Annotated in this window: 13 protein-coding genes; 7 read left to right on the plus strand and 6 right to left on the minus strand. The window is 41.4% G+C overall.

The genetic code is table 11. From position 1 onward, the window contains the following. Positions 1 to 207 precede the first annotated feature (207 nt). Both B4G94_RS05165 and B4G94_RS05170 read right to left on the minus strand, forming a co-directional pair. Entirely contained in the window at positions 208 to 858 is a 651-nt protein-coding gene (locus B4G94_RS05165; RefSeq protein ID WP_165306715.1) for a hypothetical protein, read from the minus strand. Positions 859 to 952: 94 nt separating this feature from the next. Next, positions 953 to 3,874 carry an FAD-binding and (Fe-S)-binding domain-containing protein gene (locus B4G94_RS05170; protein WP_286857562.1) on the minus strand — a complete coding sequence of 974 codons (2,922 nt, stop codon included), beginning with the start codon at positions 3,872 to 3,874 and terminating at the stop codon, positions 953 to 955. Between the two features lie 214 nt (positions 3,875 to 4,088). On the opposite strand from B4G94_RS05170, the gene B4G94_RS05175 reads away from it, so the two are divergent. The 6 genes from B4G94_RS05175 (at position 4,089) to B4G94_RS05200 (ending at position 9,562) form a co-directional block, all read left to right on the plus strand. Further along, on the plus strand, positions 4,089 to 4,592 hold the full coding sequence (locus tag B4G94_RS05175) for an FUSC family protein (RefSeq protein WP_165306714.1): 504 nt from the start codon (positions 4,089 to 4,091) through the stop codon (positions 4,590 to 4,592). A 183-nt stretch (positions 4,593 to 4,775) separates the two neighbouring features. After that, positions 4,776 to 5,249, plus strand: coding sequence for an Lrp/AsnC family transcriptional regulator (locus tag B4G94_RS05180; protein WP_104381980.1), 474 nt, complete (start codon positions 4,776 to 4,778; stop codon positions 5,247 to 5,249). A gap of 18 nt (positions 5,250 to 5,267) precedes the next feature. Further along, positions 5,268 to 6,335 carry an EamA family transporter gene (locus B4G94_RS05185; RefSeq protein WP_165306713.1) on the plus strand — a complete coding sequence of 356 codons (1,068 nt, stop codon included), beginning with the start codon at positions 5,268 to 5,270 and terminating at the stop codon, positions 6,333 to 6,335. Positions 6,336 to 6,490: 155 nt separating this feature from the next. After that, positions 6,491 to 7,252 carry a 5'-nucleotidase C-terminal domain-containing protein gene (locus B4G94_RS05190; RefSeq protein WP_241254993.1) on the plus strand — a complete coding sequence of 254 codons (762 nt, stop codon included), beginning with the start codon at positions 6,491 to 6,493 and terminating at the stop codon, positions 7,250 to 7,252. Beyond that, entirely contained in the window at positions 7,230 to 8,189 is a 960-nt protein-coding gene (locus B4G94_RS05195) for a bifunctional metallophosphatase/5'-nucleotidase (protein WP_108631793.1), read from the plus strand. Before B4G94_RS05190 ends, B4G94_RS05195 begins: the two co-directional genes overlap by 23 nt. Before the next feature lie 158 nt (positions 8,190 to 8,347). After that, positions 8,348 to 9,562, plus strand: a complete 1,215-nt coding sequence (locus B4G94_RS05200; RefSeq protein ID WP_286857564.1) for an MFS transporter — start codon at positions 8,348 to 8,350, stop codon at positions 9,560 to 9,562. Positions 9,563 to 9,624: 62 nt separating this feature from the next. On the opposite strand, the gene B4G94_RS05205 is transcribed toward B4G94_RS05200, so the two are convergent. The 4 genes from B4G94_RS05205 to B4G94_RS05220 form a co-directional block, all read right to left on the minus strand. Then, a complete protein-coding gene (locus B4G94_RS05205; RefSeq protein ID WP_286857565.1) occupies positions 9,625 to 11,628 on the minus strand; it encodes a M13 family metallopeptidase in 2,004 nt (667 codons plus the stop codon). A 106-nt stretch (positions 11,629 to 11,734) separates the two neighbouring features. Continuing rightward, complete coding sequence (locus B4G94_RS05210) at positions 11,735 to 11,944, minus strand: hypothetical protein (RefSeq protein ID WP_286857566.1); 210 nt, start codon at positions 11,942 to 11,944, stop codon at positions 11,735 to 11,737. 67 nt (positions 11,945 to 12,011) lie between these two features. Continuing rightward, positions 12,012 to 12,956 carry a homoserine O-acetyltransferase MetA gene (metA, locus tag B4G94_RS05215; RefSeq protein ID WP_108631796.1) on the minus strand — a complete coding sequence of 315 codons (945 nt, stop codon included), beginning with the start codon at positions 12,954 to 12,956 and terminating at the stop codon, positions 12,012 to 12,014. Between the two features lie 115 nt (positions 12,957 to 13,071). Then, positions 13,072 to 13,608 carry a TlpA family protein disulfide reductase gene (locus B4G94_RS05220; protein WP_286857568.1) on the minus strand — a complete coding sequence of 179 codons (537 nt, stop codon included), beginning with the start codon at positions 13,606 to 13,608 and terminating at the stop codon, positions 13,072 to 13,074. A gap of 371 nt (positions 13,609 to 13,979) precedes the next feature. Between B4G94_RS05220 and acnA the strand changes: the two genes are divergently transcribed. Then, the gene (gene acnA, locus B4G94_RS05225) at positions 13,980 to 16,748 is read left to right on the plus strand and encodes an aconitate hydratase AcnA (RefSeq protein WP_286857569.1); all 2,769 of its coding nucleotides are present in this window, start codon (positions 13,980 to 13,982) and stop codon (positions 16,746 to 16,748) included. Positions 16,749 to 16,760 lie beyond the last annotated feature (12 nt).

Genomic DNA, 16,760 nt, shown 5'->3' on the forward strand with positions numbered 1-16,760 from the left:
ATTTAAAAATTGGCAAACTTCTTTTGCGCTGTATCCAGTGGGAGCCGTTACCTAATACATATCACCTAAAAAGGCTCACAACATGCAGAATAAATAATAAAAAAATGGCTGGATATTGCCAAATTATCCAGCCGTTTTCTATTTCAATATTGAATGTGTAACTCCTGTCCAAATACGGTTACTCTGCGTTAATCCCGTATTAACGATTTACTTTCCAGTGAAAGCTGATAATAATCCTGCACGGAAAGATGGATCTTTTTCGGAAAATTCAATACCATGCTTATACGTATCTATATTAAAAAACAACTCCGCCGGTTCTGCTTTTTTATTCTCTAAAAAGAGTTTAAAACTATATGCGGTTTTCTTTGATAAATCAACATTCATTTTATTGGATGAGAAGACATTGGGCAATACTACGTCCTTTGTAAAGGCATCGCTAGTTGGCATTTGAAACAATTCACCCAAGGCTTTGACTAGATTATTGGATTGCGTACCTAGACTAGTGATTTTAATTTTCCCTTTGGTAAATCCGACGTCGTCACTTGGTTGCCCATCAATAATACCTGCGGGTATGAAATCAATAATTTCAAATTTCGCACCGACAGTATCCTGATTGTAAAGTGATTTCGTTGTATAAATACGGCTCGAATCGGTCTTTACTTCATCGGTGATACGCAAAAAGAAATTCTTTTTTTCAGGTCCGGGAGTGCCGTTCGTAAATTTTTCGATGCGCACCCGCTCAATGGTGTTTGCCGTTGCGGTATCACTTCCATCGTTTTTCTTCTGATTAGAATTTCCGCAAGCAGCCAACATCAGCGTAGCTGTTGCGAGAATGGCTATAGATTGAATTTTGTACATGGTGATTTGTTTATTATCAGTAATCATTGCAATATTGCTCTTATAATATTACTATTATTACTGATAACAAACAACCATTGGCAATGTTTTTATTTTATTTCAATAAAGCATCGTATAAAATTTCAACGGGATGGAAGGATTTTCTGCCAGCACCATCCTTGATCTGATGCCGGCACGAGGTACCCGCTGCTGCGATTAAAGTTGTGGTATCCGTTTTACGTACAGCGGGTAATAAAACCAATTCCGCCACTTTCATCGAAACATCATAATGTTCGGCCTCATAGCCAAAGGATCCCGCCATACCACAGCAGCCCGACGGAATGACTTCAACGGAGTAATTTAACGGGAAAGACAAGACTTGCTGGGTAATGCCCACCAAATGAAAAGCCTTTTGGTAGCAATGCCCGTGCAATTTAATTTTTCTCTCATCGGCAGTAAACTGCTCCCGGTGGATACGACCGGCTTCAATTTCCGCTAAAAGAAACTCGTCAATCATAAGTGCATTTTTTGCTACCCGAAGTGCATCACTACGCAGATTTTCATCAACCAAACTTAGGTATTCGTCCCTGAATGTAATTATTCCAGATGGTTCAATACCTAACAACGGCGTGTCATCTGTGATCAGATCCTTTAGAAAACTGATGTTCTGGTTAGCAATTTTTTTTGCTTCTTTGACAAATCCTTTGGAGAGAAAAGTCCGCCCACTTTGCACATGTTTTGGAATAACCACCTCGTAACCCAAGGCCGTTAACAGTTTATAGGCCGTGATACCGATCTCAGCATCATTGTATTCGGTGAACTCATCAGAGAACAGATAGACACGGCGTTTAGCCTGTGGCTCGATCTTTTGTTTCCTGACCCATTGGCTTAATGTCGTTCCATTCACTGTAGGAAGTGAACGCTTTGGAGCAAATCCGACCATTTTTTTAACTAAACCGGACAGAAAATCGTTCTTCACCACAAAATTGTAAAGTGGAGCGACCAGCGAACCCAGTTTTTGAGAATCGGTAAAATTAGCAATCAATTTCGTTCGGAAGCCAGCACCGTGTTCATCGTAATAATGCTGTAAAAATTCTGCTTTCATTTTAGCGACGTCCACACTCGACGGGCATTCTGTTTTACAGCCTTTGCAGCTCAAACATAGATCCATAACTTCCTTGATTTCCTCATGATCAAAGCGGTTTTTCTTTGTGGAATTGGTCAAAAATTGACGTAGCATATTTGCTCTGGCACGTGTTGTATCCTTCTCATCACGGGTCGCCATAAAAGAAGGACACATGGTGCCACCGGTAATTTCCGTTTTTCGACAATCGCCCGATCCCGAGCATTTTTCCGCCAGCCGGAGAATGGATTCATCTTTGGAAAAATCGAAATATGTCTTTATAGCCGTTCTATTCTTGTCGTTATCGTAGCGTAGATGGGCATCCATTGGCGGTGTGTTGACAATTTTATTGGCATTAAAAATCCCCAGTGGATCAAAAATGACTTTGACTTCTTCCAAAAGCTTATAGACCTTTTGGCCAAGTACCTTGCCTATAAACTCACCTCTTAAGCGCCCATCGCCATGTTCTCCGCTTAATGATCCATTGTACTTTAAAACAAGGTCACTTGTTTTTTCCAGTATGGAGCGGAAAGTACGTTTACCTTCTTCTGTTTTCAGATTAACAAAGGGTTCAATATGCAATTCACCTGCTCCGGCATGGGCGTAGTAAGATGCATGTACACCTTCCTCAATCAATAATTTTTGAATATCACTGACATATTCGGGCAGATCTTCCGGAGAAACAGCACAGTCTTCGATTAAATTTACAGGCTGACTGTCTCCAGGGAGATTACGGATAAGACCGAGCCCCGCTTTTCTGACATCCCAGACTAGATTTGTCTGCTCAATTCCAGTAATATAAGGATAAGCATAACCCAAGCCCCTTTCCATCAGCTCGGCCTTTAAAGCCATGGCTTTAGCCTCGGTCTCAGCCTCCGTATCGCCTCTAAATTCAACGATTAACAATGCCTGCGGATCGCCTTCTATAAAAAAACGATTATATTTATAAGTAGGATGACCAACCGTAAAATCCAGAATATACTTATCTACCAGCTCCGAAGCCTCAGGTCTATGGTTTAATGCGATCACATTGCCACGCATACATTCGACCATATCGGAGAAATGAACACACAATAAACCTAATTCTTTAGGCGGCAAATCCATCAAGCGTAGCTTTGCCTCTGTGACAATCGCTAGGGTGCCCTCAGAGCCGGCCAGAAGATTACACATATTAAATGGCTGGCTCCGATCACTTAGCATATCCAGCGCATAACCTGTATTTCGACGGGTTATTGAACGCTTGGGATAACCCGCCTCAATATCTGCCAGATTTTGAGGATCGGTCAATAAGTCATTCATGTGACGATAGATATCCCCCTCACGGTCTGTCTGTAACAGTTTTTTAAAGTAACTTTTCTCGTCCAGTGAAGCAAAGCTTACCTCGGATTTATCATCTAAAAGTACATTTGCAGCAATCAGGTTATGGCGGGTATCACCCCACACAATAGAATGAAGACCAGAAGAATTATTACCGATCATTCCTCCGACCATGGCCCGGCTGGCGGTAGAGGTTTCGGGACCAAACATCAACCCAAATGGTTTAAGGTAGCTGTTCAGATCATCACGGATGACACCAGGCTCCACACGCACCCATTTCTCTTCCACATTCAATTCGAGGATGCGGTTAAAATGACGGGACATATCCATGATGATACCATTTCCAACGACTTGTCCTGCCAACGATGTGCCAGCGGTGCGCGGAATTAAGGTGGTCCGGTTTGTCCCCGCAAAATCAATCAGATTCTTTACATCATTTATATCAGAAGGAATAGCCACTGCCAACGGCTTTTCCTGATATACCGAAGCGTCCGTGGAATAGGCAAGCAACATGGTTTGGTGTGATGCTTCTTCTGTATAATACAACTCCCCTTTCAGTCGAGTTGCCAATAAGGCTAATTGATTCTGATCTTTCACTGAATTTGCTTTTTTTAAATATAGAAAACAAATTTAGTTAAATTTCTCCTTTGGAAAAAGGAACAATTGCAAGAAACACACAATTCTTTCGGGAAAAACGCATAAAAACGCATACACAAAATGCAACAAACCTGAATTTTATTTCGCGCCTTCATCATTTGCTCGTATTTTTGCAACAGCAACACGATTTAATGAATTAACATCTCTTTGTTATATGCGTAGTCTTATCCTTCGATACACATTACATTCAGATTTTATTATATATACAATACGGGTACTGACCGGATTTTTACTGGGCTATATTCTATTTGTATCCTTTCCGGAATACTCTGTTTCCTGGACCCTTATTTCAATTATCCTGGTCATATCCCCGCAGGAAAATGAATCAAAAAAAATTGCTATCGATCGTGCTAAATCAAATTTTATAGGCTCAGCTATCGGACTTAGCCTGTACTTCGTTCCTATCCCACAACTCTATGCGATGATTATTGGCATCCTTGCTTCACTGGTTATTTGTAAGGCACTGAATATTATGGCAGTGGCGCGCACCTCCATGGTCGCGCTGATAATCGTCTATTTACATGAGCAAGAAAGCCGCTCCTATTTTGCTGCACTGGACCGCTTTGGCTGCGTTTGCGTAGGGTGTTTGATTGGATTGGGTGTCATCCTATCTACCCGAAATATAATTATTAAATTAAGAAATCGGTATAATTGTTGAATGCAGCGGGCCACAGCACCTTCGCAATTCCTTTTTACCCAATAAATTAGATTCAACTCCAGCAACACACCTTAACACCATATCGAATAAAATTCACAATACAAACCGAAATTACAGAACATTATTCATAACTAACATTGATATTTTGAATATTATACTTTTTTAATTACCTTTGCAGTCGAAATGACAAAAGTAGAATATAATTTAGATCAAGTAGATTACAAAATCCTTCGTCTGATGCAGGATAACGGGCGTATCAATAATGCTGATATCGCCAGGGAATTGGGTATGGCTCCTTCGGCAATACTGGAGCGAGTTAAAAAGCTTGAACAAAAAGACGTGATCTTAAAATACAGCGCCAAAATCAATCCTGCCGCTGTCGATCAAAAACTTTTATCATTTATTTTCATCAAAGCAAATGACATTATCGGTGAACAGCGCGTTGGCTTAGCGCTCGCTGAAATCCCGGAAGTACAGGAAGTACACGACATTGCTGGAGATGATGGTTATCTTATCAAAGTAAGAACCGCTGATTCGACAGGTTTAGTGGATTTAATGCGGAATACGTTAAGTAAAGTAGAAGGAATAATTTCCACCCGTACCACAATCGTATTGCAGACGGTAAAAGAAGATCAACAGGTTGTTATACCTGAATAATAGAAAGGAGGTTTCATTATGTTACAAGGACACAAAAAAGCGGCAAGCCCACTCATGGTTGTTGTTGCTTATTTTATAATTTACGTGGTATGGGGATCAACCTTTTTCTTTATAGAAAAAGCGTTGCATAGCTTTCCACCGTTTATATTAGGATCATTTCGGTTTGTCACCGCAAGTGCGATCTTGATGAGTTATTGTGCCATAAAAGGTTATAAACTTTTTAATAAACGATCCATATTAGAAGCTGCCTTCGTCGGATTTTTACTCCTGTTTGTCGATATGGCCGGAGTCATCTGGGCCGAGCAATATGTTTCGGGCGGGGTGGCAGCGATAATCGCAGCAGCAGCAGCAATCTGGTTTATTTTACTCGACAAGCCCAAATGGAAGGAGAATTTTAGCAGCATGACAACAGTCGCCGGGGTTGTGCTCGGATTCATTGGAGTCGTTATGCTATTCGCCGAACAGATCATGGCATCCAATGACAATGCAAATGGAAAATTGAAGATCATTGCTTTATGCATTTTGGTATTGGGCTCCATTGCCTGGACAGTAGGTTCTTTGGCATCTAAATATTTCAAAAAATCGGAAGCGCAAGAAAAAGAAGACTTACATGTGATGGTCAAAACGGCCTGGCAGATGGTCACGGCAGGTGTTCTTTTTAATATCACGGCACTTTTTACGGGCGAGTATGCATCATTTGAATTAAACAGCGTCGCTCCTGTAGACTGGTTCAACTTAGGCTATTTGATCACATTTGGTTCTATCCTCGCATTTAGCTCTTACATATGGCTTTTACAGGTGCGTCCGGCAATGGAAGTAAGTACTTATGCCTATGTAAATCCGATCATTGCGTTAATATTAAGTCATTTTTTTACGTCACATGCCGTCACCTCCTTACAGATTGTAGGTTTGGCCGTGATTTTGTTCTCTGTTTTACTGATGAATTGGAAAGCTTACCGCACCAAATTATCAGCTAAAAATAAAAACAAAAAGATCCTTCAAGGAAACACATTGGATACATTGGCGAAAAATAATGACCGTCAAACTCCCATAGATGATCTTCCGGAGGCAGAATTGGTTCACTAGGTTGTTATTTTTCTAATTATATGATAAAGCTTAACGTAGATTTATGTTAAGCTTTTATTGTTTTTATGTTTTTGGCAAAATTAGCGCATGAGGAATAAGATTTCTTCGTATTTAATTGGCTAACTTTGCCTCAATATTTGGTTAAACTAACTATAATGAATATATCAAAGCAAATTGCCTTTATTGGTAGTCTTGGAGTCGCTTCGCTTTTGATGGTCACCGGTTGCTCAAAGCAACTCCACCCTACACAGAAGGATTTCCAGCAATATCATATTAATAAGGAGGTACAAGCAGATCCTACTGTCGTTTCCATCTATGAGCCGTTCAAGCAAAAGATGGAAGCTGAAATGAACCGCGTTATCGGACACGCCGACAAGGCCCTCACGAAAGAAAAAACTCCCGAAACCTTAATGGGTAATTTTTTCTGTGAAGCATTATTATGGATGAGCGCACATTATGCCCATAATCCCGCGGATCTGGCCTTTGCAACCAAAGGGGGAATCCGTAACGATCTCAAGGCAGGAGATATCACCGTGGGGCATATTTTTGAAGTAATGCCCTTTGAAAATACATTGACGATTATCGAACTAAAAGGCAGCCAAATACGTCAGCTTGCAGATTATATCGCCACCACACATGGCCAGCCCATTGCAGGTATGACCTTAACGATAACAGGCAACAAGGTGCAGGACATCAAAATTAAAGGACAGCCCATTGATGACAACAAATTATACAAACTGGTCACCTATGATTACCTGGCCAATGGTGGTGATAACCTCGTGTTATTAACGCAATCGGTCTCCAGAACCAACTACCCCCAACGGATGCGTGAAGGTTTGATAGAATATGTAAGTGAATTAACAAAAGCAGGTAAACAAGTAAATGCGGAATTAGATGGAAGAATTAAAATCAATTAATCGGAGAACGTTTATCAAGCAAGCCGGTGGATTTTCCGCAGCACTTGCTTTGGGTTCATTACCTTTTCAGGCGGCGGCAGAACGTAAAAAGATCAAATTGACCATTTTACATACAAACGATGTACATAGCCGCATTGAGCCCTTTCCAATGGACGGTGGTAAGTACCAGGGACTGGGTGGTGTGGCCCGCCGCAGCACATTGATCAATAAAATCCGCAAGGAAGAAAAGAACCTTCTTTTGCTGGATGCCGGCGACATGTTTCAAGGAACACCGTATTTTAACCTTTTTGGAGGTAAACTGGAATTGGACCTCATGACGAAATTAGGATATGATGCCGGGACTTTTGGTAATCACGAGTTTGACAATGGTCTGGACGGGCTCGTCAAATACCTGGATCACGCCAAATTCCCTTTTCTGACCGCCAACTACGATTTTAAAGGCACGGTGCTCGAAGGAAGGACACAGGATTATACCATTTTCCATAAAGGTGGCATTAAAATAGGTGTATTTGGACTTGGTGTTGATATCGAAGGTCTGGTAGATCCCAATAATTATAAGGGCATGCGCTATCTGGATCCGATCCAAATCGCGAACAAAATGGTTAAAATCCTAAAGGAAAAACATAAGTGCGATCTTATAATCTGTCTTTCACACCTTGGATATCAATATGAGAATGATAAGGTTTCAGATCTGGTACTCGCCTCCAAAACATCAGATATTGATCTGATCATCGGCGGTCATACACATACTTTTTTAAACGAACCGACCTTGGTCACAAATTTAAAAGGAACGCAGACAGTGATCAACCAAGTGGGATTTGCAGGCATTAACCTCGGCCGAATTGATTTCATTATGGAACCCGGTTCAGGTAAAAAACAGATGATTGCAAGTACCTATCAGGTTAACCCGTCAATCGAAGAGTCACTATTGGCATAAACGTTATCAATTTATAATAGATGCCAAATTGACCAATCAATTTGGCATTTTTTTATCAAAATGAGTTATAGCTTTTATAAGCCCGGGCTGCTCCTCCTATCGGAATGACAACAAAGCGCTTATAAAAATCAACACCATCTAAAAAGCAAATTATTTGCATGAAAAAAATTATATCCATATACCTGGATTCTTTTAAAGGCCTTTCGCAGGCAGCCTGGCTTTTGGCCATTGTTATGTTGATCAATAGAATGGGTAGCATGGTCATCCCCTTCCTGGGACTTTACATGACGCAGGTACTTCATTTTGATATTAAGCAAGTCGGAATTGTCCTGATGAGCTACGGTATAGGTTCTGTATGCGGTTCCTATATCGGCGGATGGCTGACAGATCGGATCGGCAGTTTTAAGGTGCAATTCGGAAGCCTGGTATTGGCTTCACCCTTATTTCTATTAATCCCCTATTTTAAAGAAGTTCAATCTCTGTCCGTCATGATCTTTACGCTAAGTCTGATTTTTGATGCATTTAGACCGGCGAATTCTGTTTCCGTGGCCAGCTATGCAAAGCCCGAAAATATAACCCGTGCCTTTTCACTAAACAGACTGGCTATCAACCTGGGCTTTTCAATTGGCCCTGCCGTTGCCGGTTTCCTCGCCACAATTTCGTTTAACTGGATTTTCTATGGGAACTCCTTTGCCGTGCTATGTGCAGCAGTAATTTTCTTTATCTTTTTTAACAAAAGGCAAAAAAGAACGGATGTTAAAGCAAAAAAAGACGCTTTGTCACACAGCGAGGTGGCAAACCAAAGCCGCAACCCCTATACGGATGTTCCCTTTGTGCTATTTAATATCTTCTGCTGTATTTTTTCATTTTGTTTTTTCCAGTTAATTACAACCTTGCCGATATTCTATCGCGAAGTGCATCACCTGGATGACCATCAGATCGGATTCCTATTGGGCTGGAGTGGTTTTGTGATTGTTTTACTGGAGATGTTTGTTGTTCATGTCGCTGAAAAGAGATTTTCACTGATCAGCACCCTGGTGTTTGGTACATTTCTATGCGCCAGTTCATATGCCATGCTGAATTATATGGGCGGACTTGGCTGGTTATATTTCACCTTCTTTATTTTTGGTCTCGGTGAGATGCTAACATTGCCATTTATGGCTACTGTATCCGTTAACCGCTCTACCCCAAAAACACAAGGCGCATATATGGGTTTCAATTCCCTGGCATTTTCTGCGGCAAATATTTTTTCGCCACTGCTCGGGACATCTATTGTTGACTCCTTTGGTTTCACCACACTATGGTGGGCAACAGCGCTGACACTTTCCTTCACGGGACTTGGTTTCTACTTTGTCCTAAAATGGATGCGATAAACAGCAAGGGGCATTTCAAATGAAATGCCCCCTTGTTTTATCAATAAGATCCGGAGATTTTCCTACCAGATCTTAATACGCCTGTCCATCGGGACAAACATCTTGTCACCCTCTTTCGTTTCCCACGCTGCATGGAACGCATCTAAATTGATAATCGGCGCAAAAGCCCGATATTGCGCAGGAGAATGTGGATCTGTTTTTACCTGATTCACAACAAACTCATCAGTTGTTTTTGTTCTCCAAATAGTAGCCCAAGAAAGGAAAAAACGTTGGTTTTGTGTAAATCCATCGATCAGACCGGGATTTCCTTTATCTTTTAAATAAAGCTGCAATGCATCGAAGGCAACAGAAGAACCGCCCAAATCACCAATATTCTCACCTAAGGTAAAACGACCGTTCACAAAAACTCCCGGAACTGGCTCATAGGCTTCAAATTGTTTCACAAGGGCATCTGCCGCTGCCTCAAATTTAGCCTTGTCGCCATCCGTCCACCAGTTATTCAAATTTCCGTTTCCATCATATTTGGCTCCCTGGTCATCAAAACCGTGCGATAGTTCATGTCCTATGACGGCACCGATACCTCCAAAATTAACGGCTGCATCCGCTTTGTAATCATAGAAAGGAGGCTGAAGAATTGCGGCCGGGAATACAATTTCGTTAAACAACGGACTGTAATAAGCATTGACTGTCTGTGGTGTCATGCCCCATTCAGATTTATCAACTGGTTTGTCCTGTTTCGCAAGGTTCTCGTAAAAAGACCACTTGCTGGATGATAAGACATTCTCGTAAAGCGAAGTACTAACATCAAGTTTGCTATAATCTTTCCATTTATCCGGATAACCGATCTTCACTTTAAACTTCGACAGTTTTTCAAGCGCCTTCACTTTTGTATCTGCGGACATCCATGTTAAACCATTGATATGTTGCCCAAATGCTTTTACAAGGTAGCTTACCAGTTCTTCAGCGTCAGCTTTCGCCTGTGGCGGAAAATTCTCCTTCACATAAAGCTTTCCCAAAAGTTCTCCGGCAATAGAATTCACAAACTCTACCCCCCGTTTATCCAGCGCACGTTGCTCCTTCTGCCCTTTCAGCTTACGCCCCCAGAAATCAAAAGAAAGATCATTTAATTCCTGTGTCGTATACGAAGCAGCGGTATTTAATACATGAAATGTTAATATATCTTTAATGACCGGAAGATTCGCCGGGTTGAAGATCTTATCTAAATTTTGGTAGTATTTCAGTTCAGGTACAATAACGGTATCCGCTTTAAATCCAACGTCACCCAGATATTTAGCAATATCAACATTTTTTACCATCTTCTTCAGATCAGCAACTGCCACCGGATTGTAGCGGCCGTTTGCGTCCCGCGACTGTTCGACCGTTTTTAGGTTAGCAGCCAATTCTTTTTCAAAAGCGACAATTCTAGGCCCTTTAAGATCTCTCGTGCGTTGACCTGACTTGGCATAAAGTGCTGAAATATAATTTGAATAGTCCTTTAAGGTCTCTTCATTTTTTTGGTCTTTTACCTGGTAATAAGAACGGCCTAAACCCAAACTTCCCCCACCCAGGTAAACCGTATTGACATTCGAATTTTTGAGATGTCCATAGACATATCCACCAAAGAAAGGATTGCCTCCTATAGGTGCAACCTCTACCAGATATTTATAAAGGTCATCAAAATTCTTTATCGCATTGATTTTTGTCAAATAGGGCTGAACAGGCGCCAAGCCAACTTTGTCACGTGTTTTCATGTCTACAAAAGATTTGTACAGATCGCCGATCTTCTGGTTATCAGTTCCTTTTGGAAACTGACCGGATAACGACTCTTGCAACACTTTTAGCGTGGCAATATCTGTACTCTCACGTAACTCATCAAAAGATCCCCAACGCGCTTTATCGGATGGTATCTTAACAGTTTTCATCCACTGACCATTTACAAAATTGTAGAAATCATCCTGCGGACGAACGGTTTTATCCATGTAGTCTACATTGATCGCTTTATTTTGGGCATAACCGGCCAAAGAACCGCATGCCAGCAAAGCAGCTAACAGTATACTTCTCTTCATATGATATTTTAGTTTGTTATCTATCCACACAAACTTAAGAAAAGTTTTGCTATTGTTCGTTATACAGAACATAGTTTTGCGGATAACTAAAATAATATACATTTCATTATGTCTGCGTCTTGTTTCTCGTTGATTTACGGAGAAGAAGGAGGAAGACAATCAGAAACAGCGCCACACCGCCCAGCCAAATCCATGGATTGGCATACCATAAGGTGCCGTTTGCCTCTCTGAGCTTTTGATTTTCCTCAATTGGTACGTCCGCATATAGCGACACACAGAAAGAGAGCAGATAAAATAGTACAGACATTCTTTTCATACGACCTACTTTATATAGATAGAATGCTCCGTCGACCTATTTTGTTTGCTTAGGCTAAAATTTGTGTTCAGTCCTTCTGTCTGATCTCTCCCAGGTGAACGACATCTTTTAAATCAAAAGGTGTCTCCTGGTAAACAAAATAGTTAAGCCAATTATTGAATAATAAGTTTGCATGACTCGTCCATCGTACCAAAGGTTGATTGTCAGGATTGTCATCGCGATAATAGTTCGCTGGCATACGTATGGTCTGGCCTTTTTCTAAATCTCTTTTATATTCTTCATCCAATGTAAAAGGTGCGTACTCGGAATGACCGGTCAGATAAAACTCACGTCCACCACGGGAAGATGCGATTGCAATGCCAGCCTCGGGAGATTCAGAAAGAATTTCTACGCCGTTTTTTGTTAGCAAATCTTCTTTCTCGATAGTTGTATGCCGGCTATGTGGAATAAAAAACTCATCGTCAAATCCACGGAATAATGGATGTCTTTTGTCGAGCGCCGTATGTTTGAATACACCAAAAAGCTTTTCTTCCAAAGGTTTCTTCTCAACCTCATAAAAGTGGTATAACGCAGCCTGTGAAGCCCAACAGATATATAAGCTCGACGTTACATGCGTCCTCGCCCAGTCAAAGATTGTCTGGATCTCATTCCAATAAGTCACCTCTTCAAATCGAACCATTTCCACAGGTGCTCCCGTGATGATCATACCGTCGTAAAAGTTCTCTTTCACCTCACTCAGGCTTTTATAAAACATCTCCAAGTGTTCCTCAGGTGTATTTTTGGATACGTGGGTTTCCAGTCGAAGAAACTCCATCTCCACTTGCAAAGGATTATTGGAAAGTAAACGAATAAAATCGGTCTCCGTTGTGATCTTAAGCGGCATCAGATTAAGGACCAAAACACGTAATGGTCTAATATCCTGCTCATTTGCTCTCAGGTCACTCATGACAAAGATATTCTCCTTTTTTAAAAGTTCTATCGCAGGAAGGTTATTAGGAAGTTTGACTGGCATATATAAATTCTCCTTATACAATTAGCATGCAAAATTAGCAAGAAAATGGCAGAATAATAAATGAATCCGCAAATTTAAGTTTGCACTGAATGAGCAGATTCAATTACCTTCCAACTTATTCTTCACTTAATTGTTTTAAGGCCTTTCTAAACTTCACTGATCCGAAGTTCATCCCGCCAACATGCTTGTTGACCAATTTGCCCGCTTTATCCAGGATAATGGTGGTCGGTATACTTGTCGTACTCCATTCTTTTGGCAATGCCGAATTCAGTTGATAGACCGGAAGACTATACTTCCGCTTTTTTAGAAACTTCGCTGAAGATTTCAGATTACCGTCAACGTCCACGGACAAAAAAACGATTTTGCTATTCCCCTGAAAATCCTTATACAGTTTGTCCAGAGAAGGCATTTCCGCCAGACAGGGGGAACACCATGTCGCCCAAAGATTGATCAGGACAACCTTGTCTTTGAGCTGATTTAACGAAACAACATTTCCTTTGCTGTCTTTAAAGCTAACCTCCGCATTCTTGTTTAACAGGACTGTTTTTTCCTTTTGTTCTCCGGGATGCGCATAGCTGGACGCTGTGTGGACAAATGGTATAGAAAGCAATAAGCTAGCAGCAATAAATCTGAATGTATTTTTTATTTTCATCTTGTTTTCTCCAATAAAAGGGCATTAACTTAAACGTCTGATCTGGCAAATGATTGTACCTTTCGTACAAAACAAACAAATATCAACGTTCTCCAACGAAACGCTGCCTCCAGCTGATCCGCCAATTTTATCGTTCCGCGGATACCAAACGGTTTAAAAACCGTCTGATTAAAAGAATTAAATCTTGAGACTACACAACATAATCAACTAATAAACAAACATTTAATCCGAATAAAATATAGATCCGAGTTTTCCTGATCCGAACGGCTGCTTTTGTGCAGTTCAACAACTGAAAGAAATAATATGTCTAAAAGTTATTACAAACAAATTTACGGATATGGTTATTATATAGTATATAATAAGTAATCAATATGAGCAAGGAAAAATCAACTCGGGAAATCGAAATCGATGGAAGAGTGTATCAGTATAGCTCCTTAAGGGATCTACCAGAAGGTAATATTGAGCACCTCCCATTCAGTATCCGAATTCTTCTGGAAAATGTATTACGTAATCATGATGGATTTAGTATAACGGATGAACATGTCAGCACGTTGATCGGCTGGTCTCCACAACCCGTTGATAAAGATATTCCATTTAAGCCGGCACGCATTCTGATGCAGGATTTTACGGGCGTTCCTGCTGTTGTGGACATGGCTTCCTTAAGGGCTGAATTTATTCGACATGGCAAGGATGGACAGAAGATCAATCCGGCAATTCCGGTTGATCTGGTGATTGACCATTCCGTGCAGGTGGATTATTTTGGAACAGAATACTCCTACGACAAAAATGTCGAATTGGAATATGAGCGCAACCGGGAGCGTTATGAGCTTTTAAAATGGGCGCAAAAAGGTTTAAAAAATTTCACTGTCGTGCCGCCGGGAATGGGAATCTGTCATCAGGTAAACTTAGAATACCTTGCCAAAGGTGTTATTGCCCGTGATAATTGGCTATTTCCGGACACCTTGGTGGGTACCGATTCACATACGCCGATGGTGAATGGTATCGGTGTTCTGGGCTGGGGTGTGGGTGGCATTGAAGCTGAAGCCGCCATGCTGGGACAACCCATCTTCTTCACCTGTCCGGAAGTAATCGGACTCAAACTTACAGGCAAAATTCCGGATGTCTGTACCGCAACTGATATGGTTCTTTCGATTACAAAAATCTTACGCGATAAGGGAGTTGTCGGAAAATTTGTTGAGGTCTTCGGAGAAGGATTGGATACACTATCAGTGACAGACCGCGCCACCATATCCAATATGTCGCCCGAATTTGGCTGTACAGTCACCTATTTCCCCATAGATGACCGTACACTGGAATATATGCACAGTACCAATCGAACTGAACAGGAAATTAAAATTGTCGAAGAATACTGTAAGCACAATTTGCTCTGGCGCACGGGAAAGGAACAGATCTCCTACTCTTCGGTAGTGGAATTTGACCTAAACACACTAGAACCGACTGTCTCAGGCCCCAAGCGCCCACAAGACAAAATTTTGGTCAAGGATCTAAACCATAAGTTTTCACAGCTTTTAGATAGCGAACACCATAGGCAATATGTTCCAATGCCACAGCGTTCGGAATCAGCCTGGCTTGCAGATGGTGGATCAGGGACCGAATTTACTTTTGGGAAGGTTCCGGTTGAACATGCTTCTCCCCATGAAGTTATTTCAGAGTCCATACATACCGTACGCATCAAACACAATCACAAGGAATATATTGTCAGCGACGGCAGTATTGCTATTGCCGCCATAACCAGTTGTACCAATACCTCTAATCCGACTGTGATGATCGGTGCTGGTCTATTGGCCAGAAATGCGATCGAACGCGGTTTGCGCACAAAATCCTGGGTGAAGACCTCACTGGCCCCGGGTTCAAAAGTAGTAACCCAATATCTGGAAAGATCAGGCCTGAATGCAGATCTTGATGCACTAAGATTTCACACCGTAGGTTATGGTTGCACTTCCTGTATTGGAAACTCAGGACCACTCCCACCCCAAATTGCTGAAGCAGTGGAGAAAGGGGAATTGATTGTTGCCTCGGTACTGTCAGGAAATAGAAACTTTGAAGCACGTGTACATCCGCAGGTAAAAATGAACTTTTTGATGTCTCCAATGTTGGTTGTTGCCTATGCCCTTGTAGGTCGAGTGGATATCAATCTAATGGAAGAACCATTGGACTATGATCCAAATGGCCAACCGGTTTATTTAAAAGATATCTGGCCAAGCCGCGAAGAAATCACCAAAACAGTTAACGAATGCGTCAAACAATCTGATTTTCAGGAAGTATATGACGTTATTTTTGACGGATCTACGGACTGGCAAGATCTGGAAGTAAACCTTGACCAGAATTATCAATGGGACAATAACTCAACCTACATCAAAGAATCTCCTTTTTTTGAAAACTTACAGGCAGTTCCACAGCCGATCGAGGACATCAAAAATGCCCGAGTATTGCTTTATTTAGGGGACTCTGTTACAACCGACCATATATCGCCGGCAGGTTCTTTTAAGGAAGATACCGCAGCCGGAAAATACCTAAAAGCCCATCAGGTGAATAGAGAAGATTTCAACTCTTATGGTTCTAGACGTGGTAATCATGAAGTGATGATGCGTGGAACCTTTGCCAACGTGCGCATTAAAAACAAAATTACCGATCAGGAAGGTGGTTTCAGCCGGTATTTCCCAACAAATGAAGTAAAAACAGTCTATGATACAGCAATGGAATATCGCAAAACCAATACGCCGCTGATCGTTTTGGCCGGAAAAGAATACGGTTCAGGATCTTCCCGAGATTGGGCAGCCAAAGGCACATTTCTCCTTGGTGTACGGGCGGTGATTGCCGAAAGCTTTGAACGTATACATCGAAGCAATCTGGTGGGTATGGGAGTAGCACCGCTTGTCTTTATCAATGGAGAGAACGCCGAAAAGCTGGGACTTGACGGTACTGAAACCTATTCCATCACTGGCTTGGCGAATGAACTAACACCGCATAAACTTTTAGATGTAAAAGCTGTTCACGAAAATGGAAAAACAATCACGTTTCAGGTCAGAGCAAGACTGGATTCGGCTATCGAAATCGAATACTTTAAAAATGACGGTATTTTACAGTATGTATTAAGGCAATATTTAAAAAACAATTAATTTGGTTCCTTA

The sequence above is a fragment of the Sphingobacterium sp. UBA7625 genome (genome assembly GCF_002484085.1).
In the GTDB taxonomy this organism is placed as follows: Bacteria; Bacteroidota; Bacteroidia; order Sphingobacteriales; family Sphingobacteriaceae; genus Sphingobacterium; species Sphingobacterium athyrii.